General features: G+C 66.8%; 22 protein-coding genes and 1 pseudogene. 12 read left to right on the forward strand and 11 right to left on the reverse strand.

What is annotated here, in order from left to right:
• Positions 1-1,275 (forward strand): MFS transporter, encoded by a 1,275-nt coding sequence (locus OQ789_RS12715; RefSeq protein ID WP_324686195.1) that lies wholly within the window; start codon positions 1-3, stop codon positions 1,273-1,275.
• A gap of 2 nt (positions 1,276-1,277) precedes the next feature.
• Here OQ789_RS12715 and OQ789_RS12720 read toward each other — a convergent pair whose 3' ends face one another.
• Positions 1,278-2,582 carry a competence/damage-inducible protein A gene (locus tag OQ789_RS12720; RefSeq protein ID WP_324686197.1) on the reverse strand — a complete coding sequence of 435 codons (1,305 nt, stop codon included), beginning with the start codon at positions 2,580-2,582 and terminating at the stop codon, positions 1,278-1,280.
• Positions 2,583-2,637: 55 nt separating this feature from the next.
• A complete protein-coding gene (locus OQ789_RS12725; protein ID WP_324686198.1) occupies positions 2,638-2,943 on the reverse strand; it encodes an MTH1187 family thiamine-binding protein in 306 nt (101 codons plus the stop codon).
• A gap of 51 nt (positions 2,944-2,994) precedes the next feature.
• Here OQ789_RS12725 and dtd point away from each other — a divergent pair, with 51 nt between their 5' ends.
• Both dtd and OQ789_RS12735 read left to right on the forward strand, forming a co-directional pair.
• A complete protein-coding gene (gene dtd / locus OQ789_RS12730) occupies positions 2,995-3,426 on the forward strand; it encodes a D-aminoacyl-tRNA deacylase (protein ID WP_324686199.1) in 432 nt (143 codons plus the stop codon).
• Positions 3,427-3,491: 65 nt separating this feature from the next.
• Positions 3,492-4,403, forward strand: a complete 912-nt coding sequence (locus tag OQ789_RS12735; RefSeq protein WP_324686201.1) for a class I SAM-dependent methyltransferase — start codon at positions 3,492-3,494, stop codon at positions 4,401-4,403.
• A 4-nt stretch (positions 4,404-4,407) separates the two neighbouring features.
• Here the strand turns inward: OQ789_RS12735 and OQ789_RS12740 are convergent, their stop codons facing one another.
• From OQ789_RS12740 to OQ789_RS12760, 5 genes and pseudogenes are all read right to left on the reverse strand, one after another.
• Entirely contained in the window at positions 4,408-5,433 is a 1,026-nt protein-coding gene (locus OQ789_RS12740; protein ID WP_324686202.1) for an alcohol dehydrogenase catalytic domain-containing protein, read from the reverse strand.
• A gap of 10 nt (positions 5,434-5,443) precedes the next feature.
• The gene (locus OQ789_RS12745) at positions 5,444-7,393 is read right to left on the reverse strand and encodes an NAD(P)/FAD-dependent oxidoreductase (RefSeq protein WP_324686203.1); all 1,950 of its coding nucleotides are present in this window, start codon (positions 7,391-7,393) and stop codon (positions 5,444-5,446) included.
• 104 nt (positions 7,394-7,497) lie between these two features.
• Positions 7,498-8,863 (reverse strand): annotated as a pseudogene (locus tag OQ789_RS12750) (HNH endonuclease signature motif containing protein).
• 176 nt (positions 8,864-9,039) lie between these two features.
• Complete coding sequence (locus tag OQ789_RS12755; protein WP_324686205.1) at positions 9,040-10,767, reverse strand: hypothetical protein; 1,728 nt, start codon at positions 10,765-10,767, stop codon at positions 9,040-9,042.
• Positions 10,716-11,636 carry an ATP-binding protein gene (locus tag OQ789_RS12760; protein WP_324686206.1) on the reverse strand — a complete coding sequence of 307 codons (921 nt, stop codon included), beginning with the start codon at positions 11,634-11,636 and terminating at the stop codon, positions 10,716-10,718. The genes OQ789_RS12755 and OQ789_RS12760 overlap by 52 nt, the downstream gene beginning before the upstream one ends.
• A 236-nt stretch (positions 11,637-11,872) precedes the next feature.
• Here OQ789_RS12760 and OQ789_RS12765 point away from each other — a divergent pair, with 236 nt between their 5' ends.
• Positions 11,873-12,337, forward strand: a complete 465-nt coding sequence (locus OQ789_RS12765; protein ID WP_324686207.1) for a hypothetical protein — start codon at positions 11,873-11,875, stop codon at positions 12,335-12,337.
• A gap of 112 nt (positions 12,338-12,449) precedes the next feature.
• A complete protein-coding gene (locus OQ789_RS12770) occupies positions 12,450-13,580 on the forward strand; it encodes a nitronate monooxygenase family protein (protein ID WP_324686208.1) in 1,131 nt (376 codons plus the stop codon).
• A gap of 6 nt (positions 13,581-13,586) precedes the next feature.
• On the opposite strand, the gene OQ789_RS12775 is transcribed toward OQ789_RS12770, so the two are convergent.
• The 3 genes from OQ789_RS12775 to OQ789_RS12785 form a co-directional block, all read right to left on the reverse strand.
• Positions 13,587-13,811 (reverse strand): hypothetical protein, encoded by a 225-nt coding sequence (locus tag OQ789_RS12775; RefSeq protein WP_324686210.1) that lies wholly within the window; start codon positions 13,809-13,811, stop codon positions 13,587-13,589.
• 78 nt (positions 13,812-13,889) lie between these two features.
• Positions 13,890-14,207, reverse strand: a complete 318-nt coding sequence (locus OQ789_RS12780; protein ID WP_324686211.1) for a hypothetical protein — start codon at positions 14,205-14,207, stop codon at positions 13,890-13,892.
• Complete coding sequence (locus OQ789_RS12785; protein WP_324686213.1) at positions 14,204-14,602, reverse strand: hypothetical protein; 399 nt, start codon at positions 14,600-14,602, stop codon at positions 14,204-14,206. The genes OQ789_RS12780 and OQ789_RS12785 overlap by 4 nt, the downstream gene beginning before the upstream one ends.
• A gap of 246 nt (positions 14,603-14,848) precedes the next feature.
• Between OQ789_RS12785 and OQ789_RS12790 the strand changes: the two genes are divergently transcribed.
• Genes OQ789_RS12790 through OQ789_RS12800 form a run of 3 tightly spaced genes read left to right on the forward strand, consistent with a single transcriptional unit; the run spans position 14,849 to position 17,747 of the window.
• Positions 14,849-16,147, forward strand: a complete 1,299-nt coding sequence (locus OQ789_RS12790; protein WP_324686214.1) for a cytochrome P450 — start codon at positions 14,849-14,851, stop codon at positions 16,145-16,147.
• A 12-nt stretch (positions 16,148-16,159) separates the two neighbouring features.
• Positions 16,160-17,173 (forward strand): alcohol dehydrogenase, encoded by a 1,014-nt coding sequence (locus tag OQ789_RS12795; protein WP_324686215.1) that lies wholly within the window; start codon positions 16,160-16,162, stop codon positions 17,171-17,173.
• A 13-nt stretch (positions 17,174-17,186) separates the two neighbouring features.
• A complete protein-coding gene (locus OQ789_RS12800; RefSeq protein ID WP_324686216.1) occupies positions 17,187-17,747 on the forward strand; it encodes a YceI family protein in 561 nt (186 codons plus the stop codon).
• A gap of 16 nt (positions 17,748-17,763) precedes the next feature.
• Here OQ789_RS12800 and OQ789_RS12805 read toward each other — a convergent pair whose 3' ends face one another.
• Positions 17,764-18,915 (reverse strand): DUF7159 family protein, encoded by a 1,152-nt coding sequence (locus OQ789_RS12805; RefSeq protein WP_324686219.1) that lies wholly within the window; start codon positions 18,913-18,915, stop codon positions 17,764-17,766.
• A gap of 710 nt (positions 18,916-19,625) precedes the next feature.
• Between OQ789_RS12805 and ag85B the strand changes: the two genes are divergently transcribed.
• The 4 genes from ag85B to OQ789_RS12825 all read left to right on the forward strand — a co-directional run bounded on the left by ag85B (position 19,626) and on the right by OQ789_RS12825 (position 22,379).
• Positions 19,626-20,618: a diacylglycerol acyltransferase/mycolyltransferase Ag85B gene (gene ag85B, locus OQ789_RS12810; RefSeq protein WP_324686220.1), complete on the forward strand. Its 993-nt coding sequence runs from the start codon at positions 19,626-19,628 to the stop codon at positions 20,616-20,618.
• Between the two features lie 136 nt (positions 20,619-20,754).
• Positions 20,755-21,327, forward strand: coding sequence for a chorismate mutase (locus tag OQ789_RS12815; protein ID WP_324686221.1), 573 nt, complete (start codon positions 20,755-20,757; stop codon positions 21,325-21,327).
• Between the two features lie 93 nt (positions 21,328-21,420).
• The gene (gene rpfC, locus OQ789_RS12820; RefSeq protein WP_420716108.1) at positions 21,421-21,870 is read left to right on the forward strand and encodes a resuscitation-promoting factor RpfC; all 450 of its coding nucleotides are present in this window, start codon (positions 21,421-21,423) and stop codon (positions 21,868-21,870) included.
• 35 nt (positions 21,871-21,905) lie between these two features.
• Positions 21,906-22,379, forward strand: a complete 474-nt coding sequence (locus tag OQ789_RS12825) for an SRPBCC family protein (RefSeq protein WP_324686366.1) — start codon at positions 21,906-21,908, stop codon at positions 22,377-22,379.
• The last annotated feature ends 2 nt before the right edge of the window (positions 22,380-22,381 follow it).

Consider the following 22,381-nt stretch of genomic DNA (forward strand, 5'->3'; position numbering starts at 1 on the left):
GTGACGACACGAGGGCCCCGACAGAAACTGACCGCCGATCAGCGAAACTCCTTCATCGCGGCGCTGTTGGGCTGGACGATGGACGCCTTCGACTACTTCATCGTGGTGCTCGTCTACGCCGACATCGCCAAGACGTTTCACCACAGCAAGGCCGAGATCGCGTTCGTCACCACCGCCACCCTGATCATGCGTCCCGTCGGCGCACTGATCTTCGGGCTGTGGGCCGACCGCGTCGGCAGGCGGCTGCCGCTGATGGTCGACGTCATGTTCTATTCGGTGGTGGGGTTCCTGTGCGCCTTCGCGCCCAACTTCACCGTGCTGGTCATCCTGCGGCTGCTGTACGGCATCGGCATGGGCGGCGAGTGGGGGCTCGGCGCCGCACTCGCCATGGAGAAGGTTCCCGTCGCGCGACGCGGCTTCTTCTCCGGGCTGCTGCAGGAGGGCTACGCGTTCGGCTACCTGCTGGCGAGCGTCGCGTCATTGGTGGTGATCGACTGGCTGGGGCTGTCGTGGCGGTGGCTGTTCGGCTTGAGCATCGTGCCCGCCCTGATCAGCCTCGTGATCCGCTACCGCGTGGAGGAGTCCGAGGTGTGGGAGGCCGTGCAGGACCAGATGAAGCTCACCAGCACCCGAATCCGCGACGTGCTGCGCAACGGCGCGATCATCCGGCGGTTCGTCTACCTGGTGTTGCTCATGACGGCCTTCAACTGGATGAGCCACGGCACTCAGGATGTCTACCCCACCTTCCTGGGGTCGCACGACAACCAGGGCGCCGATCTGTCCAGCACCACGGTCAAATGGATCGTGGTGGCTTACAACGTCGGCGCCATCATCGGTGGCCTGGTGTTCGGCACGCTGTCCCAGCGATTCAGCCGCCGCTATACCGTCGTCTTCTGTGCGATCCTGGCGCTGCCGATCGTCCCGCTGTTCGCGTACTCGCGCGCCGCGGCGATGCTGTGCCTGGGTTCGTTCCTGATGCAGCTCTTCGTGCAGGGCGCGTGGGGCGTGATTCCCGCCCACCTCACCGAGATGTCGCCGGACGCCATCCGCGGCCTGTACCCCGGCGTGACCTACCAGCTGGGAAACCTGCTGGCGGCGTTCAATTTGCCGATCCAGGAACGCCTCGCCGAATCGCACGGCTACCCGTTCGCGCTGGCGGCGACCATCGTGCCGGTGCTGATCACGGTCGCGGTGCTGACGCTGATCGGAAAGGACGCCACCGGGATCCGGTTCGGCACCGGCGAAAGCGCTTTCCTCGCAAGCGAAGTGACGTGACGCTAGCCGGTATCGGCCAGTAGGCGCCGCAGCAGGTGCATGGCCACCGTGGTCGAGCGCTCCCGGATATCCGAGCGGTTGCCGGGAAGCCGCAGCGTGCGGGTGTCGGTGCGACCGTCCGCCGTCACGCTGAAACAGACGGTGCCGACCGGCTTTTCCTCCGTCCCGCCGCCGGGCCCGGCGATTCCGGTAATCGCGACCGCGGTGTCGGCCGCGAAGCGCCGCAGCGCCCCGGCGGCCATCGCCTCGGCCACCGGCTCGGATACCGCGCCGTGCGTTTCGATGAGCGCCGGGTCGACGCCGAGCAGCTCCGCCTTGGCCTCGTTCGAGTAGGACACGACTCCGCCGGCCACGTAGTCCGAAGAGCCAGGCCGGTCGGTCAGCCGCGCCGCCAGCAGCCCCGCGGTGCAGGACTCCGCCGTGGCGATCCGGTGGCCGGCCAGCAGCCGCGCGACCAGATCGTCGACGCGCGAGGCGTCCTCGGAGTACAGCTGATGGCCATGCCTCTCACGCAGCAGCTTGACCAGCTGTGCGTACGCGTCGGCGGCATCAGGCTCGTAACGGGTGACCATTTCGATCTCCCCGCGCCGCAGGCAGGTGGTGATCTCGAGGTGCGTGAAGCCGGGCACAGCCTTTTGCGCGTCGCGCAGCGTTTCGGCCAGGCCCGACTCCGGCAGCCCGAACATCCGCAGCATCTCCTGCCGGTAAACGGTGCGGCCGGCGATCGCGTCCCGCGCCGCGGGTGTCTCGATGGCCGTGTGCCACATGGGCTGCAGCTCACGCGGCGGACCCGGCAACACGATCACCGTCGGCTTGCCGGGTACTACGACGCCGGGCGCGGTTCCGACCGGATCGAGCACCTGAGCTCCGGCGGGCACCATGGCCTGCTTGCGGTTGGCGGCGCGCAGCGACTCGAAAGTGCCTGGATCCAAGGCGGATTGGAAGGCGGGGTTGCGCGCCATCAGCTTCTTGAGGATGTTGGCGATCTTCTCTTCGACCTCGGCGTCCAGCACCAATTCTCGTTCGCAGAACCGGGCCACCACCTCGACGGTCATGTCGTCGGCCGTCGGACCCAGCCCGCCGCTGGTGACGATCAGGTCCACCCCCTGATCGGCGAGGAACCGAAGCTGCGCTTCGATGTCCGCGGGCCGGTCGCCGCAGATCGTGATGTGGGCCAGCTCGACGCCGAGTTCGAGGAGGCGATCGGCGATCCAGGGACCGTTCGCATCCTGGACTCGTCCGGTGAGGACCTCGGTCCCGGTGACAACGATTCCTGCGCGTGCGCTCACCGCCCCGAGCCTACGCATGTGGTGCGGGCACACGCGGCCGCGCCACGGCGGCGGTGTCGCCGGGGTGCGCGGGCTAACTTCCGGCGAGGTAGCGCTCGACGGTAGCGACCTTCTGCGTCATCGCGTCGCTGGTCCCGGCCCGCCAATCCGCCTTGATCACCGTGCTGACCCTCGGTGCGCGGGCCGCCACGGCCTCGACCGCGCGCTGCACCACGGCCATCACTTCTGACCAGGTTTCGCCTTCGATGACGGTGAACATCGCATCGGTCTGGTTGGGCAGACCCGATTCGCGAACCACCCGAACCGCTTCGGCGACGATCTCGCCGACACCCTCGCCCACCCCCATCGGGGTCACGGAAAACGCCACGAGCACAGACACTCTACGAGCGTACCCAAGCTCCGAACGGCCCGTCTGGCACCATCGAGGTCCATGCGGGTCTTGGTGCAACGGGTCTCGTCGGCCACGGTCTCGGTCGAGGGCACAGTGGTGGGGGCCATCCGTCCTGAGGGTCAGGGCCTGTTGGCGTTCGTCGGTGTCACCCACGGCGACGACCGTGAAAAAGCGCGCCGGCTCGCCGAGAAGCTGTGGCAGCTGAGGATTCTCGACGATCAGCGCTCCGCCTCCGATGTCAACGCCCCCGTCGTGGTGGTCAGCCAGTTCACGTTGTACGCCGACACCGCCAAGGGCCGCCGCCCGTCCAGGAACGCGGCCGCTCCTGCAGCGGTCGCCGAGCCGCTGGTGGCGCAGTTCGCAGAGGCGCTGCGGCAACTCGGCGCCGAGGTGCAGACCGGCGTGTTCGGTGCGAATATGCAGGTCGAATTGGTGAACGACGGTCCGGTGACAGTGCTCTTGGAGCTCTGAGGCCGCCCTGGCGCGTACCGTGGAGGCGCCGGCTTCTCGTGGCCGACGTCGACGGGAGGGGCACGATGAGCACGACACCCGAGTTCGGGTCGCTCCGCTCCGACGACGACAACTGGGACATCGTCAGCAGTGTCGGTTATACCGCGCTGTTGGTGGCGGGCTGGCGCGCGTTGCATGCCGTGAGCCCGCGGCCGTTGGTGCGCGATGAATACGCGAAGGTCTTCATCGACGCGTCGCGGGACGCGTATCTGGCCGGGGTACTTGCCAACCCGGGCACCTCCGACGACGAGATGGCCTTTCCGCGCCTGTACGGTGTCCAGACCCGGTTCTTCGACGACTTCTTCGACGCCGCCGGTGCGGCGGGCATCCGGCAGGCGGTCATCGTCGCCGCCGGGCTGGATTCGCGCGCTTATCGGCTCGAATGGCCGGAAGGCACAACGGTCTTCGAGATCGACCTGCCGAAGGTTCTCGAATTCAAGGCCCGGGTTCTCGGCGATCACGGCCCCACCCCCAAGGCGCGCCGCATCGAGGTCGCCGCCGATCTGCGCACCGACTGGTCGCGACCGTTGGAAGGGGCCGGGTTTGATGTGGAAATTCCGAGCGCCTGGTCGGTGGAGGGGCTGCTGCCCTACCTGACCGACGAGGCGCAACACGCGCTGTTCACCCGGATCAGCGGGCTCAGTGCACCCGGCAGCCGGATCGCCATCGGTGCGCTGGGGTCGCGACTGGACCACGACCAGCTCAACGCGCTTGAGACGAATCACCCGGGGGTCAATGTGTCTGGCACCGTGGACTTTTCGGCCCTGACCTATGAACCCGAGTCGGATCCCGCGGAGTGGCTCAAGGCCCACGGGTGGGCCGTCGAACCCGTCCGCAACACGCTCGATCTGCAAGCAGGCTATGGCATGACCCCACCGGAGGTCGATGTGAAGATCGACGGTTTCATGCGGTCGCAATACATCACGGCGACCAGGTGAGGGCCTAAGGCGTCAGCAGAATCTTCACATCGTCGCCCGATCGCGACTCCGCGGTGGCGTAGCCTTTGGCCGCCTCGTCCAAAGGCATTGTGGTGGTGAAGATGCCGTCGACGTCGAGCCGCCCCGACTGCAGCAGCGGGATCAGTTCCGGCCAGGTGCGCTGCACCGGCGCGGTCGTCATGCGCAGCGTGATGCTGCGAATCAGGCAGCCCAAGGCGTTGAGGGGGAACGGATTCATGTCGTGCACGCCCACCACCGAGACCGTGCCGCCGGGCCGGACGGCGTTGAGCGCATCGGTCAGGGAGGCGTCCGTGGCGACGGCGTCGATCACCGCGTCGGCGCCACGGCCGCCGGTGGCGGCGAGGATGGCCTCGAGCGCCGGGGCTTTCAGCGGTGTCGCGCCCCACCGGGCGGCACGCTCCAGCCGGCCGTCGACCTGGTCGACCGCGAAAACGGTTGCAGCGCCCTGAAACAGCGCGCTGCGCAGCGAACACAGGCCAACGGCACCCAAGCCGATCACGGCCACCGTGCCACCGAAGGGAATGTCGGCCCGCTGCGCCGCGGCCCAACCCGTGGCCAGGTTGTCGGTGAGCAGCAGTGCCTGCTCGGTGCTGATTCCTTTGGGCATCCTCAGCAGCTGGAAATCTGCGGCGGGCACCGCGAGCAGATCGGCCTGCGCACCGCCGAGCACACCGCCGCCGAAGATCTGAAAGCCGGAGTGGCACATCACCGGATCGCGGGTGGCGCATCCCGCGCACGCGCCGCAGCCCGTCACCGACGACACCATGACCTGGTCGCCGACCTTGACGTTGCGCACCTCTGGCCCGGCTTCGACTACGGTGCCGATGGCTTCGTGACCGAGGGCAATCGGGTCGGGCATCGGAAAGTCGGCCTCGTAGAAGTGCAGGTCGGATCCGCAGATGCCGGCGGCGGTCACCTCGACGATCGCTCCGTTGGGCCCGGGAAGTGCCGGATCAGGGCGGGTATCGACCCGGATGTTGCGGGGCCCATCCACGACTACGGTGCGCATATCGATGTGCTCACTTTCCTTGTTGCGCTGATTCTTTCGCTCGCACCACGAATTGTGACCAGTCGGGTTCGCGCACCGCCGACCAATATTCGTTGAGCCGCCATGGACTCACGGTGTGGATCTCCCCGTCGGCGTTCTTGAAATACGAGTGTTTGACCGCCGGATGCGACCACACCATCTTCTTGATCTGGGCCTGCGTCCGCCGGTGCCAATCGGTGGCGGCGTCGGGCTTCGGCTCGATGGAATGCACGTTGTCGTCGGCCAGTCGCGCCAGGCACTGGTCGACGTAGCGCATCTGCAGTTCGGACTGGAAGATGAGGCTGCCGCCGTGGGCCAGGTGTGTTCCCGGCCCGTAGACGATGAAGAAGTTCGGGAATTCCGGGACGGTGATCCCGAGGTAGGCATACGGCCTACTCCCCCACATCTGGTGCAGGTCGGTGCCATTTCGGCCGGTGACCTCCAGCGGCCACAGCACGTCGGTGTGTCGAAACCCGGTGGCGTACAAGATGATATCGACGTCATGGGTCACACCGTCATCGGTGACGATGCCCCGTGGCGTGATCTTCTCGATGGGAGTGCGCACCAAGTCGACGTTGTCGCGCTGCAGCGTGCGCAGCCAGCTGCCGTTGTCCTGCAGCGTGCGTTTTCCACAGGCCGGATAGTCGGGCATCACTTTGGCCAACAACCCGGAATCCTCGGCGACCTGGCTGGTGATCCATTGCGAGAACATCATGTGCGCGGCGGCGTTGATGTCGCTGACGGCGTGCTCCTGGTCGGCGTAGTTCGGGTCACCTTCGGCTGCGTCCAGGCCTTTGTCCGAGCCGGGCCACAGCACCAGGAAGCGATACCACCTGCCGTAGAACGGAAGGTGGCGCATCGCCCAGCGAACTCCGTCGCCGACCTCGTCGTGATACATGGGGTTGGGGAACATCCACTGCGCGGTCCGCTGGAACACGGTGAGGTGTTCCACGTCCTCGGCGATCGCCGGGGCGATCTGGAAGCCGCTGGCGCCCGCGCCGACGAGCGCGACCCGCTTGCCTTTCAGGTCCACCGAGTGGTCCCAGGCCGCCGAGTGGAACGACGGTCCCCGGAAGGTGTCGGCTCCCTCGAAGGCCGGCAGGTTGGGGCGGTTCAGCTGGCCCACCGCGGTGATGAGCGCACGCGCGCGCACGGTGGTCGTCTGGCCGTCGGTTGCACGCAGTGAGACGCTCCACGCGCCGTCGTCGTCGTCCCATTCGGCCGCGAGAACCTCGGTGCGCCAGCGCACGTGCTCGGCGAGCCCGCGCTTGTCGATGACGTTGGTGAAATAGTCCCGCAGCTCGTATTGCTCGGCGAAGAAGTGTGTCCAGTCGTTGTTGGGTTCGAAGCTGTAGCAATAGAAATGGTTGGCCACATCCACCCGTGCGCCGGGATAGCTGTTCTCCCACCATGTTCCGCCGGGGCCCGCGTTCTTTTCGACGATGGTGAACGGGATGTTGGCCTGTTTGAGGCGCACGCCCGCGAGGATGCCGGATTCGCCGCAGCCGACGACGATCACCGGAAGGTCGGCCGTGCGCTCGGCCGGGAGCGGGGCGGGCCGCCGGGGGTCGGTGCCGTCGAGGTCGAGCTCTTCGGACACCAGCGACAGATAGTCGTCGGGAACGTGCTCGCACGCGGCCCAGTCCATCATTTCCCGGATGAGTTCGGGGCTCAGCGGCAGTGGCTCGGGGCAGCCACGGTCCCGATATTCAGTGAGCACCGTGAGGGCCTCGACGCGGGCGCGCACCTTATCCTCCTCCGACATGAACCCCTGGACCTCGTTGAGGAAGATGCCCATCTGCTTGTAGTCGTGGATGAAGCGGGGGTCGCCGGTGATGTGGACGAGCGAGAGCAACAGCGTGGGGATGCTGACATCCTCTAGCGCGGCGGCGATCTCGGATGTGGGCGTGGTGAAGGGATCGCCGGCGTAACGGCTGCGCATCGAGCAGATCCTCTCAATGGTTTGGAGGCCAATTACGCTACGCGTAGTTTCGTAATTGGCAGCCCTACCGTACCCGGTTGCTCGGCAGCGGATCAAGGCATCGACTACGGGTCGTCATCCTCGTCGCTTTCCGCGAGGAGTTTTTCGGGGTGGTGGAAGGTGTTGGTGCGGGGTTGGCCGCGCTCGAGATGCGGGGGTGGGATCCATTCGGTGTCGCCGTGGGCGTTTTTGCGGGTGGTCCAGCCGTTGTCGAGGAGGCGGTGGTGGGGTCTGCAGGCCAGGGTGAGTTGGTCGATGTCGGTGCGGTGAGTTTTGGACCAGTCTTCGACGTGGTGGACTTCGCAGTAGAAGCCGGGCACGTCGCAGCCCGGGGGCGCTGCAGCCGCGATCCTTGGCGTGCAGGACAATTCGCTGCCCGGGGGAGGCTAGGCGCTTGGCGTGATACAGCGCCAGGGCCTTGCCCTTGTCGAAAAGCACCAGATAGTGGCGGGCATGGCCGGCCAAACGGATCACATCGGACATCGGCAACACGGTGCCCCCGGCGGTGAGCCCGGTGCCGGCGGCGGCCTCCAGCTCGGCCAGCGTGGTGGTCACCACGATGCAGGCCGGTAACCCGTGGTGCTGGCCGAGTTCTCCGCTGGCCAGCAGCGCGCGCAACGCGGCGCCCAGTGCGTCATGGTTGCGTTGGGCGGCGCTGCGGGTGTCGCCCTGCACCGCCTGCTCGGACGGCGCGCCGTCCACCACCGGCGTGTCGTCCTCGGGGTTGCACATCCCGGGGGCGGCCAGCTTGGCCAGCACGGCTTCCAGGGCGGCGCGCAGCTCGGGGGTCAGCCAGCCCCGCACCGGCGACATGCCGTCGGCGTGCTGGTTACCCAGCACCAGCGTGCGCCGCCGCGCCCGGTCGGCCTCGGTGTAGCGGCCGTCGGGATTCACACAGTCCAGCAACCGGGCGGCCAGCTTGGCCAGCTGATCGGGGCGAAACCGGGCCGCGGTGTGCGCCAGCTGCTTTTCGGCCAGCGCGCAGGTCTCGATATCGACCGACTCGGGCAGCTGCTGGAAAAATCGCCGGATCACCACGATGTGATCGGCCCCGATCACCCCGTCACGCACCGCGGCCGCGGTCGCAGCCAACACCGGCGCCAACGGCGCACCGGTCAGCGCGCGCCGCGGACCCAGATCGGCCGCCTCAGCGATGCGACGCCCGGCCTCCGCGCGGGAGATGTGCAGCCGCTCGGCCAGCGCCCAGGACAACCTGCCACCCAACTCCACCGAATCCGCCTGCTCACCAACCTGATTGATCAACTGATAACTCGGCGCTCGCAGCCGGCGTGCCAGCGTTTCGAGGCGTTCCAGTTTCCGCAACCGCTCGGGGGTGGTCAAGGCGTCAAACGACAGCGCGCAGAGCCGGTCCATGTCGGATTCCAGGGCATCGAACACCGCATCGATGTCTTCCCGAGCATCCGAACTCATGTTCGAAATACTATGCCCAGCCACCGACAGAAACCGCCGCGCTGAAACCAGAGAAGCCTAAGTGACACAAGTGATTACACTCCGCGGGCCTTGGGCGGGCGCAACACGTCGTCGTGGGCATCAGGCGCCTTCCGCCGACGCTTCAACACTCCACATCGGTGAACATGGACACGCCCCTAGCCTCGATCTGCCGTGTCGCCCACGGGGCCCGCGCGTTGTTCGAGTTCCGTTCGGGCCTGGTCGATCTGGTCGTAGGCGTATGTCGCCATGGCGGTGGTGGTAAGCGTCGCACCCGTGCGAGCGAGCGATTCGTAGCTCACCTCACCGAGCACACCGCGAAGGTGCTCGATCGCGGCGTGGAACCCTGTCATGAGGGCAAGTTCGGCGATAGGGCTTGTGACGGCGAAGCCGGCGATGGTGGCCGCCGACTCGTATCGTCCGAGCCGGTCGAAGAAGGTGGCAAGGGACGCCAGTGGGCCACCGATCATGTAGGTGTTGCCTGAGTCGCGATAGTTGGCGATCGCCATCGCGAAGTAGTCCAGGGCTGCCAGCGGATCGCCGTGCTCGGCCTCGACGCGGCACAGGTTGGTCGCGATGTGTGACTGATTGGCGCGGTTGCCGCTGTCTTGGGCGATCACCAGCGCACGGCGCATGGCGGCGAGCGAGCCGAGGGGGTCGGTCTCATTGACGGCCAAGCTATAGCCTTGCAGCGCCGAGGAAAGCACTTGCGGGTTGCCGGTGGCTTCGGCGGCATCGATCAGGCCGGCCGCGGCCGCCATCGCTTCGTCGATAGCCCCGGTTGCCGACAGAGCGATGAGCAGGTTCGCGGTGATGTACGCGTGGTCGTCCGGCCCGCGTGCGAGCTGAGAGCGGAGCCACCGAATCCACCGATCCGGCTGGCGGACGGTGACGTACGCCCCGCCGACGTAGCCTTCGGCTCCGTACGGGATATGTTCGCTCCCAACGCTGATCGCGCGCTCGGCGACCTCCGTGTAGTGGATAGCCGGGTCGACCCGTCCGGCCATGTAGCAGTTGGACGCCATCACATACAGGGCCGCGAGCCGGGGATGGTTGACAGCGCGCGCCGGCTCGATGAGCTCTTCGGCCCACCCGATCGGTTCGTAGTTCTCCGTCTGAAAGCCAAGCCACGCCGCAAGTATCGCGATTGGGGCGCCGACGTCCAGATCGCCCTGGTCGACGGCCCACCGGAACGCGGCTCGCAAATTCGCCAACTCAGCGGCGAACCAGTCGTACGCCTGTCGCTGGCGGGGGCCGTTCCACAGCGCGGCGATGTCGCGTTCGCGTCCGGCGAAACAGCGGGCATGCGCGGCCCGTGCTGCGGCCGCCTCGCCGCAGGCGATGAGTTGCTCCTCGGCGAACTGACGGATCGTCTCCAACATCGAAAACCGGGTCCGCCCCGACGACCGGTCGGCGACCAGCAGCGACTTGCGTACCAGGGCATCGAGGAGATCGAGGACGACGTAGTCATCGACATCTTCGAATGCGGCTACCGCACAGGCACTTTCGAGGTCGAATCCCCCGGCGAACACCGAGCACCGTTCCAGCAGCGACTTTTCCGCCTCGTCGAGGTAGTCGTAGGACCACGCCACCGCGTGGCGCAGTGTCTGGTGGCGTGGCAGGCCGCGACCCGATCCGACCAGCAGCCGGAACCGCTGACCGAGACGGTCGCGCACCTCGCCCGGGGTCATGGACGCCATCCGCGACGCCGCCAGTTCGATGGCCAACGGGATGCCGTCGAGTTGTCGGCAGATGTCCACGACGGTCGCTGCGTCGTCCGCCCCGGCCAATGAGAATCGTTGCGCCACACTGCGGGCGCGTTCGACGAACAACGTCACTCCGGCGGAGTCGGCCCCCGTGGTGACATCGAGCGGGGCACCGCCCACAACTGCTCGTCGACGACCCCCAATCCCTCGCGGCTGGTGGACAGGATCGCCACGGTCGTCGACTGCGCCAGGATGGCCTCGATCAAATCGGCGGCGGCGTCGCGCAGATGCTCGCAGTTGTCGATCACCAACAGCCGTACTCTGCCCTCCTGCGCGGCGGCGACGCTGTCGGCCACGCCCTTGCCCGGCTGCTGCGTGACACCCAGTATCGCTGCAACCGCGTCGGGCACCGATGCCGGATCGGCCACGGCGGCCAGCTCGAAAAACCAGACACCATCGGGAAACTCGTCGCGCAGCCGCGAAGCCACCTCCAAGGCCAGGCGGGTCTTGCCCACCCCGCCCGCACCGGTCAACGTCACCAAACGATGTTCACGGAGCGCCCGTGCCACAGTGTCGACCTCGGACTCGCGCCCGATGATGTTGGTGACCGCGGACCGGAGATTGCCCGGCGTCACATCGAGTGCCCGCAGTGGCGGGAAGTCGACCCGCAGCCCGGGGGCTCGCACCTGGAACACCCCGACGGGAGTGGGCAAATCCCGCAATCTCCGCGGCCCCAGGTCGATGAGTCCAACTCCGCTGAGCAGGCTCGCCGTGGACTCGGTCAGCAGGATCTGACCCCCATGGCCGGCGGCCATCACGCGGGCGGCGCGATTCAAAGCCGTGCCGAAGTAGTCGCCGTCCCGCAGCTGGGCTTCGCCTGTGGCCACTCCCATGCGCACCGGCAGCTCGATCGCCCGCTGCGCGGCCACCGTGGCGTCCACCGCCGACCTTGGCGATCCGAACGCCGCACAGACGCCGTCGCCGGTGTGCTTGAACAACCAGCCGCCGTGCTCCGCGCCTCGCGCATCCCGTCGGCGTCGGCTTCCCACCGGCGCCTTGAACCCTCCACATCGGTGAACAGAAACGTCACCACCCCCGCGGGGGTAGCAGCCGCAGCGGCGGACACCCCTGCAGAATCTCACAACCGGGGCTCTCCCACCTGGCACATCGGCGGAACAGCCCGCCGCCACCGGGAGCTCCGCGCCCTCTTGCGTCCCCGAGAACAATGAGTCCAAGCGGCAACGGCGCTGCGGCGCACGGAACGGATCAGAGGTGGGTGAGTGCCATGGCCTCGTTGCTCATGGCCTGTGGCGGGTTCCTGTTCGCCATCTTGTGGATGGACCTGATGTTCGACGTCCAGGTTCTGCGCTACCGGAAGTCCGCGACCGAACTGCCGGAGGCGGTGCTGGAGTCCGTCGCGGCGTACTACCACCGCGCGACCACCACGTCTCGGCCGATGAGCCGGCTCATCGCGCTCGTCATGCTCACCTTGCTGGGCACGCTGGTGCTGCAGGCGGCGCGCGGACACGATCCCGGCTGGTTACTGGTGACCTCGGCCCCGCTCGCGGGCATCCCGACCATGTTGGCGTTGACGCACACGGTTCCCGATGCGGTTCGGCTCGGCCATCGCGCGGACAGTCCGTCCGAGCAGACCCGCCTGGCGCGATCGATCTGCCGAGACCATCTGGTCTGCGCCGGCTGCATGCTCGTGTTTCTCATCCTCTGGGTGGCAAACAGCACTGTGATCTGAAATGCACGACGGATCGTAGTGAAACGACGCAGGTCAGGACCCGCTGGCCACGTCAGTGAGCTACGTTATAAACTAGAACACGTTTCAATTCGGCGAGCTCCCAGGAGTTGTAATGCACACCCCTATCTGCGACGAACTCGGCATCGAGTTCCCGATTTTCGCCTTCACCCACTGCCGCGACGTCGTCGTGGCGGTCAGTAAGGCCGGGGGGTTCGGCGTGCTCGGAGCGGTCGGCTTCACGCCCGAGCAGCTGGAGATCGAACTCAACTGGATCGACGAGAACATCGGCGACCACCCCTACGGCGTGGACATCGTGATCCCGAACAAGTACGAGGGCATGGACTCCCACCTGTCCGCGGAGGAACTGGCCGAAACGCTGCGCAAGATGGTGCCGCAGGAGCACCTCGACTTCGGCAAGAAGATCCTCGCCGACCATGGCGTACCGGTCGAGGACAGCGACGGTGACAGCCTGCAACTCCTCGGTTGGACCGAGGCCACGGCCACGCCCCAGGTCGAGGTGGCACTCAAGCACCCGAAGGTGAAGATGATCGCCAACGCGCTCGGTACTCCGCCGGCCGAGATGATCAAGCACATCCACGACGCCGGACTCAAGGTGGCGGCGCTGTGCGGTTCACCTTCGCAGGCTCGCAAGCACGCCGACGCGGGCGTCGACATCATCATCGCCCAGGGCGGCGAGGCCGGTGGGCACTGCGGTGAGGTCGGCTCGATCGTGCTGTGGCCGCAGGTCGTCAAGGAGGTCGCCCCGGTTCCGGTGCTGGCCGCAGGCGGCATCGGCAGCGGCGAGCAGATCGCGGCCGCGCTGGCGCTCGGCGCGCAAGGCGCGTGGACCGGATCGCAATGGCTGATGGTCGAGGAGTCCTCGAACACCCCGGTGCAACAGGCGGCCTACGTCAAGGCCGGCAGCCGCGACACCGTCCGCAGCCGCTCGTTCACCGGCAAGCCGGCCCGCATGCTGCGCAACGACTGGACCGAGGCGTGGGAGGCACCGGACAACCCGAAGCCGCTGGGAATGCCGTTGCAGTACATGGTGTCCGGCATGGCCGTGCGAGCCACCAACAGGTACCCCAACGAGTCCGTCGACGTGGCGTTCAACCCGGTCGGTCAGGTGGTCGGGCAGTTCACCAGGGTGGAGAAGACCGCAACGGTCATCGAACGCTGGGTGCAGGAATACCTGGAAGCCACCAGCCGCCTCGACGAACTCAACGAGGCCGCCTCCGTTTAGGCGCGCCTAGACGTCGTCGACGTCGTCGTCGTGACCGGTGAACACTTCCCTGGTCCGGTCGAGCGCGTAGGTGCCGATGTCGATGGAGTTCCGGACGATGCCGCTGGCGCCGCCGGCCACGTCACCGCGGATGATGTCGCTGGCGTGTTCGACGATGTCGGACGCTTTCTCGACGGCGTTGGTCGCGATGTCCCTCGCCGCGTCGACTGCATCTCTCGGATTGAAGGCCATCTCGAGTCTCCTTTTATCGCAGGACGGTTGCTATGACTCTAGACGGGGGCGGCTGCCGCTTCTCGCCGGCGTCGCGCCTCAGTAATGAACCAGCGAGCGCCAGTAGTCGTCGGGAATTTCTTTCCCGGAGCGCATTATTCGCGCCAGACCGACGGCCATCGCGATGCCCAGCAGCCCCAGCCACAGCCCCGCCAGCGCGATGACCCCCCACAGCACTGCGGTGACTGCGGGCCACGGCGAGAGCACGGCGAGCACCGGCGCGAAGAAAAACCCGGTGCCGATGTACCACGCCGACCCGGCGCGATCGGAGGCCAGCACGAAGCGCAGCCAGCGGGGCACGGGCGGTGCGACGGGCTCACATCGCTTCGCGGCCGGCTTCATGGCCGCGACGATCATCCGGCGGGCGGGAAAAAGCCCGCCCCGGTAAACCATCCGGGCTGCCATCCCTGGACACCGAGGCACAACATCGGAAGTCCGTCTGGAGTTTGCGCGGCAGCCTGTGAGCCCGGGCATTTCGCACCGGTCTGCTGGACTCCATACAGCGGATACGACGCCACCCAGTATCCGGTGGTGGCCGCGGGGAACTGGTTGGGCGGCGGGAAGTGGCAGGCCTCGGCCTGGCCGCTGGGGCCTCGTCCGAAGATGAAGCGCTCGTAGTTGTCGCACGGCGCGCCCAGCGAAGCCTGATAGTTCATCCCCGGAACGTCGCCGTCGTAACCGGCGGCCGCGCACGGTGCCAAGCCGATCGTGATGCCCGCTATCGAAGCGGCGCTGAGCAGTTCCCGAATCATGTCTACCCCGCCTGTCGTCACCGGTGACCTGCACCAAAGCATATCGGTCGGACGGTCGGCCACAAGGCCGTTTCGGCCGGCGACCGCGATCGCCGGTGCGGGCCCGCCGCGCGGCGCGAAACCGCCGGTGGAGAACACGTTCCAGTTCGGCCCCGGTGATCTTGCGTCAACGCTTCCCAACCAAGGTGCGGCAGTGGTTTCCTTGCACATGGACGACTAGACCACTTCGTCATCGAGGAGCGGGCCATGCCAACCGTCGAGCCAACCGTCAAGCGGGTCCCCAATCTGCCTCCCGACTTCGACTTCACCGACCCGGACATCCACGCCGAGCGACTCCCGGTGGAAGAACTGGCCGAGTTGCGCCGCACCGCCCCGATCTGGTGGAACGAACAGCCGAAAGGCATTGGCGGCTTCGATGACGGCGGCTTCTGGGTGGTGTCCAAGCACAAGGACGTCAAAGAGATTTCGCGGCGCAGCGACGTGTTCTCGAGCCTGGAGAACACCGCCCTCCCCCGCTACAAAGAGGGCACCGTGCAAGAGCAGCGCGACACCGGCAAATTCGTGCTGCTCAACATGGACGCCCCGCAGCACACCCACCTGCGCAAGATCATCTCCCGCGGTTTCACCCCCCGCGCCGTCGAGCGGTTACGCGACGACCTGAACGTGCGCGCCCGACAGATCGTCGCCCAAGCGGCCGCCGAGGGTTCCGGCGACTTCGTCGCGCAGGTTTCGTGCGAGCTTCCGTTGCAGGCCATCGCCGGTTTGCTGGGAGTGCCGCAGGAAGACCGCATGAAGCTCTTCCACTGGTCGAATGAAATGGTGGGCGACCAGGATCCCGAATTCGCGCGCAACGACGCGATGGGCGCCTCGGTCGAATTGATCACCTACGCCATGCAGATGGCTGCCGAGCGGGCGCAGAACCCCGGCGAAGACATCGTCACCAAGTTGATCCAGGCCGACGTCGACGGGCACAAGCTGTCCGACGACGAGTTCGGGTTCTTCGTCATCCTGCTCGCCGTGGCCGGAAACGAGACGACGCGCAACTCCATTACGCAGGGCATGATGGCCTTCACCGACTTCCCCGATCAGTGGGAGCTGTACAAGCGCGAGCGTCCCGTCACGACGGCCGACGAGATCGTCCGGTGGGCTACCCCGGTCACCTCATTCCAGCGGACCGCCCTGGAAGACTACGAACTGTCCGGCGTTCAGATCAAAAAGGGTCAACGCGTCGTAATGGTCTATCGCTCAGCTAATTTCGATGAGGAGGTGTTCGACGATCCGTTCACCTTCAACATCCTGCGCGATCCCAACCCCCACGTGGGGTTCGGCGGTACCGGCGCGCACTACTGCATCGGCGCCAACCTGGCCCGGATGACCATCGACCTGATGTTCAATGCCATCGCCGATGCCATGCCCGATCTGGAATCGGTCGGCAGACCCGAACGGCTCCGGTCGGGCTGGCTCAACGGGATCAAGCACTGGCAGGTCGACTACCACACCAACGGGGCCCAGAACTGCCCCGTCGCGCATCACGCCCACGGATGACAGGCTAGGGACATGCCCACTCATCGAGCCGTCCATGTCCCGTCCGCAGGCGCAGCCCTGGAGCTGGTCGACGCCGAAACGACACCGCCCCGTCGCGACGAGGTACGACTGAAGGTCGCCGCCTGCGGCATCTGCGGTACCGACGCGCACTTCGTCAACGGCGGATTCCCCGGGACGTCGTGGCCGCTGACCCCCGGACATGAAATCGCGGGCAAGGTCGCCGAAATCGGCGACGGTGTACAGGATTTCGAAGTCGGTGACCGCGTCGCGGTCGGCTGGTTCGGCGGATGCTGCTATCGCTGCGACCAATGCCGCAAGGGCTTGTTCATACACTGCGAGAACGGCAAGGTGCCGAGTTGGCAGTATCCCGGTGGATATGCGGAGTCGGTGACCGTCCCGGTGAGCGCGCTGGCCCGAATTCCGCAGGAGCTATCGGACGCCGAAGCCGCCCCGATGGGGTGTGCGGGCGTGACGACCTATAACGCCTTGAGGCACACCAAGGCGCTGCCCGGCGACCGCGTAGCGATTGTCGGTGTCGGCGGGCTGGGCCACCTCGGGGTGCAGTTCGCCCGGGCGATGGGCTTCGAGACGATCGCGATCAACCGCGGCACCGCGAAGGCCGAGGATGCCCGAAAATTAGGCGCCCATCACTACATCGACTCCACGGCCGACGACCCCGCCGAAGCGCTGAAGGACCTCGGCGGCGCGACGGTTGTCCTGGCCACCGCGGGCAATTCGGAAGCGATGGCCGCCACGGTCGGCGGCATCGTCCCCCGAGGTGAGCTGGTCACCATCGGGGTCACGCCCGAGCCGTTGCCGATCAGCCCGCTGCAGCTGATCACGCCGGGCGTCAGCATCGTCGGCCATCCCTCCGGAACGGCGAAAGAAGTCGAAGACACAATGCATTTCGCAGTCCTGTCCGGCGTGCGGGCGTGGATCGAGGAACTGCCGTTGTCGCAAGCCGCGGAGGGCTATGCGGCCCTGGCGGAAGGCCGGGCGCATTACCGCACCGTGTTGACCATGTGACACAGTCGGTCTGGTGACTTCCCGCAAGGATCCGACGTGGACGATCGGCCCGGCCGACGGTGAATTGTTGCTGTACACCGGCGTTGCCGGCAGGGCGGCACGGATGGGCCATCGTCTCACCATCGCGATGACGCGATGGCGGACCACGGTGGGCTGGGCCGGCTCTCGTCCCGTCGGCGCAGAGCTCGCGGTCGAGACCGATTCGTTCGAGGTGCTGCGCGGCGACGGTGGTGTCAAGGGGCTGTCGGGGGCCGAGAAGGCGCTCGTGCGGTCCAACGCCCTGAAGTCATTGTCGGCCAGTCGATTCCCGCAGATTCGCTATAGCGCAGACACCATCGAGAAGGCGGATGACGGCTATCGTCTGACCGGCCCGCTCCATATCCGGGGAGAGACGCGGGACCACGTAGTCGAGGTGCGCACCGAAGATCTCGGGGACTCATGGCGGATGTCGGTGGAATCGACCATCCGTCAGTCCGATTTCGGTATCAGGCCCTACTCGCTGCTGATGGGATCGGTGCGAGTCGCAGACGAGGTCTCGTTGGCCTTCTCCGCGGTTCGAGCCCATAACGATTGAGCGCTATCGCGTCGGATCAGGGCTGGGGGTCCACGGCCGCGCGCGGGGCCGAATCGACCGCCGGGTCGCCGGCGTCACCGGGTATGTGCTCGAGGACCCGGGTCAGGTAGGGCCGTCGAATACCGCCGTCCGACTGTCCCTCGCCGCCGGCGGCCGGTTGTTCTTCCGAAGCATTGGGCTCCGAAACAGGTTGCCCGGCAGGCGGCTGAGCCTGCGGTGCCGCCGGCTTGGTCGGCGGGGCGGCCGGAAGCGGCGCGGCAGCCGGGGCCGCCTCGGCGATTTGCGGTGTGGGCGGGTGTGTAGCGTGCCTGGGCGCGGCGGCGACGCCGGCGGCCGGGCCCACGTGAATACCCACCGCGAGCGATACCGAGCCGACGAAGGTGACGGCGCCGGCGGCCAGCGCGGCCACGGCGCCGGAGTAGGACCACTGCCGCTTCTCGGCGGGCGCCGGGTCGGGCTCGCTGAGGTGTTCCACCAGCCGCTCATCGGTGAACTCCGTGCTGCGGGCCGCGCACAGCGCCGCCCCGCGCGCAATGGTCACCTGCACCATCGACTGCACGAAAACCGGTATCGGCAGGGCCTTTTCGAGTTGCCAGGAAAGCCCGTCGATGTCGCTGTGGCCGCCCACCACCACGACACCGCCCGGCTGCCAGCCGTCGCGCTCGAACATGCCGGTCAGCCAGCGGGTCAGACCGTCGAAGCCGCCGCGCACGTGCTTGGTCGCCGTCTGCGTCTCCCCGTTGTGCGTGTCGACCATGACGACGGTCGTCGAGTCACGGTCGAGGATGCAGACCGCGGTCTGCTCGTAGCCGATGACGGGCGCGATGGCCTGAGCCAGCGTCTCGACGGCCTCCAGGAACCGGATCGGTACCACGTTGTCGAATCCCGCGTCGGTCAACGCCTCGAGCACGAGTGCCGCCTGCGCGGACGCGTCGTCGTTCCAGGTGACTCCGATGACCCGCAGCCGGCGATCGCTTGCGGCCGCCGCCGTGTCCACGCGCAGAATCTCGTCGACTACTTGTTCCGCGGTGCCCACGGCGCGCATGCCGTGGCCTGTGGGCAGTGCCAGCTCCTGGTGATCCAGGATGGTGCCGTCTGCGCCGTGTCCTTCGGCGAGCACCCAGCCAACGGCGGTCGGCGTCACTGATAGGCCAAGAACCGTGTCCAAATCTATGCCCCAATCGGTCCCGCGTCTCCGACGCCCTCAGCCACCGCGCGCACCAGAAAGCCGCAGGTGCGGTGATTCGTGAGGGCCGGAACAGACCCGGGATAGCGTGGTCTTCATCGGCTTGCTTCGGGTGAGCCTACGCGGTCGGCGAGAGTCCGGCTGCCCCGGCCTTGCATCGCCCCGGAATGGCCAGCGAGATGGGGCCGCGGCCGGTCCCCCGTCGCCGCCGGGTCCGGCGAGCGGCGGTGCGGCCGTGACACGGGCGCAGATTCGGGCGGTGGCCCCGGGGCGCGAAAGTCACAGCGTTTTATCGGCGGGGAAAATAATTGCCGGTGTCGCGGTGTCCGGATGGCGCCGTCAAACGGTCAAACAGGCGACACGTGGACGCCGGGTGACGCTGCCCGCCGAAATCCGGTCGGGCCGCCTTTTTCGGCGTTTTGTATTGCGCGGCGTATCGCCTGGCCCTGGGCGCTGACCCGGCCGCGGACGGGGTGCTGCCTGGCGCTTTCCCGTCCGAGCGGTTGGGCCGGTGGTAAAGCGGGTACGCGTCGCCTGGCGCCGCCCCGGCTGCGCCCGGATGGCGAAATTGTCGACGTGAATAGCGATGCCGAAACGAGACGCGTTCGTGTCCTAATCGACATTTCGCAGACTCACACGGTAAATTCTCTCTGAGACCACGATCACACTGACCACATCGACAAGGGGCAGGTATGACAGATCTGAGCGAGAAGGTCCGGGCCTGGGGGCGCCGGCTTTTGGTCGGCACAGCGGCAGCGGCCACGCTGCCGGGCCTGATCGGTCTTGCCGGCGGCGCGCCAACGGCGAACGCATTTTCGCGGCCGGGTCTACCCGTCGAATACCTGCAGGTGCCGTCCGCCGGCATGGGCCGCAACATCAAGGTCCAGTTCCAGAGCGGCGGCAACGGTTCTCCCGCGGTGTACCTGCTGGACGGCCTGCGGGCTCAAGACGACTACAACGGCTGGGACATCAACACCCCGGCGTTCGAGTGGTATTACCAGTCGGGCCTGTCGGTCATCATGCCGGTCGGCGGGCAGTCCAGCTTCTACAGCGACTGGTACAACCAGGCCTGCGGTAAGGCCGGTTGCTCGACGTACAAGTGGGAGACCTTCCTGACCAGCGAGCTGCCTCAGTACCTGCAGTCCAACAAGAGTGTGAAACCCACCGGAAGCGCCGCGGTCGGCATCTCGATGGCGGGTTCGTCGGCGCTGATCCTGGCCGCCTACCACCCGGCTCAGTTCATCTACGCCGGCTCGCTGTCGGCCCTGATGGACCCGTCGCAGGGCATGGGTCCGAGTCTGATCGGTCTGGCAATGGGCGACGCGGGCGGTTACAAGGCCAACGACATGTGGGGCCCGTCGAGCGACCCGGCGTGGGCGCGCAACGACCCGACCATCCAGATCCCGAAGCTGGTCGGCAACAACACCCGGCTCTGGGTCTACTGCGGTAACGGCACACCGTCCGAGCTCGGTGGCGCGAACATGCCGGCCGAATTCCTCGAGAATTTCGTGCGCAGCAGCAACCTGAAGTTCCAGGACGCCTACAACGCGGCCGGCGGCCACAACGCCGTGTGGAACTTCAACGCCAACGGAACGCACAGCTGGGAATACTGGGGAGCTCAGCTCAACGCCATGAAGCCCGACCTGCAGGGCACCCTCGGCGCGACGCCCGGCGGCGGCGGATAAGCCCGGACCCTCCTCGCTGCTGCGCCTGACGATTCCGTCGGGCGCAGCAGTGTTTATCGGGTTGATTTGCGGTCCGGCACCAAATCACCCGCCAAATCACTTATGCAGGACCACGGGGCGCGCCAGAATCGTCGTCATGCACCGTAGGGTTTCCTCGCCCCTCCTGGCGGTGCCCGCCGTGATGTGCAGCCTGGCGGTGCTCGTGGCGCCGGCCCGGGCCGACTCCCCGAGTCCCCTCGGGCCGTTGATCGACGCCGCCGCGCAGCGGCTGCAGATTGCCGATCCGGTCGCCGCCTACAAGTGGAACACCCATGGCGCCGTCGAAGATCCGGCCCGCGTCCAGCAAGAGCTGGACAGGCTGGGCGACGAGGCCGTCGCCGCGCACAACGACCGCGACTACGTCACAAGGATTTTCGGTGACCAGATCAACGCGACCGAAGCCATCGAATACAGCCGGTTCGCGTCCTGGAAGCTCAATCCGGCAAGCGCCCCGACGGACGCGCCGGACCTCTCGGTGTCGCGCGCAGCGATCGACACGCTGAACCAGACGATGCAGGCGCAGATTGCGGCCAACTGGGGCCTGCTGCACTCGCCGGACTGTGCCGCGCAACTCGACGCCGCGACGGGAGATGTCATCCGCTCCCGTCAGCTCGATGACCTCTACGGACAGGCGCTGTCATCGGCGACGCGGTCCTACTGCCAGCGATAATTTACTTTTTCCTCACCGATTTCTAACCGTCCCATTTGGCCTGCGAAAAAGGCGATTTTCGCAGATAGGCGGCATATCTCGCGCCATTTTCAAATGGGTAACGCTTTGGCCACACGCGCCGAAATCCTGGACATGAAAGTTCTCTGCAAGCCTCTCGTCAAGGCCATAGTGGTCGGCGGGTTCGTTGCAGCGTCGATGACTTCGTCCACGGGTGTGGCGAACGCGGCCCCCGCCCCCAACTGGGACGCGATCGCGCAATGCGAGTCCGGTGGCAACTGGCAAGCCAACACCGGAAACGGCGAATACGGTGGACTGCAGTTCAAACCGGCCACCTGGGCCCGCTACGGCGGCGTCGGCAACCCCGCTGCCGCATCCCGCGAGCAGCAGATCGCGGTGGCCAACCGGGTTTTCGCCGAGGAGGGCGTGGAGCCCTGGCCCAAGTGCGGCGCCAACTCGGGCCTGCCGATCGGCTGGTACTCCCACCCGGCCCAGGGCATCAAGCAGATCATCAACGGACTGATCCAGGCGGCCGTCCCGCACTGATGAAACGCACCTGGGCTCTATGACCGGCCGCGTGGCTGTGTTTGGATCAGCCCATGGAAGGTTCGGCGACTGTTCACATGGCGGCGCCTGCCGCCAAGATCTGGGATCTGATCGCGGACGTCCGCAACACCGGGAAATTCTCTCCGGAAGTGTTCGAAGCCGAGTGGCTGGGCGATGCGACCGGCCCGGCCCTCGGCGCGAAATTCCGCGGCCACGTCAAACGCAACGAGATGGGGCCGGTGTATTGGACGACATGCAAGGTCACCGCGTGCGATCCCGGACGCGAATTCGGCTTCACGGTGCTCCTCGGTGACCGTGCGGTCAACAATTGGCACTACCGCCTGGCGCCCAGTGGCGACGGGACCGACGTCACCGAGTCGTTTCGGCTCAACCCGGCACCGTGGCTGGGCGTGTACTGGCTGTTCGGCGGCTTTCTGCGCAAGCGCCGCAACATCCGCGACATGACCAAGACGCTCAACCGCATCAAAGACGTGGTCGAGGCGGGCTGACG

It is taken from the genome of Mycobacterium sp. 94-17, assembly GCF_035617725.1.
In the GTDB taxonomy this organism is placed as follows: Bacteria; Actinomycetota; Actinomycetes; order Mycobacteriales; family Mycobacteriaceae; genus Mycobacterium.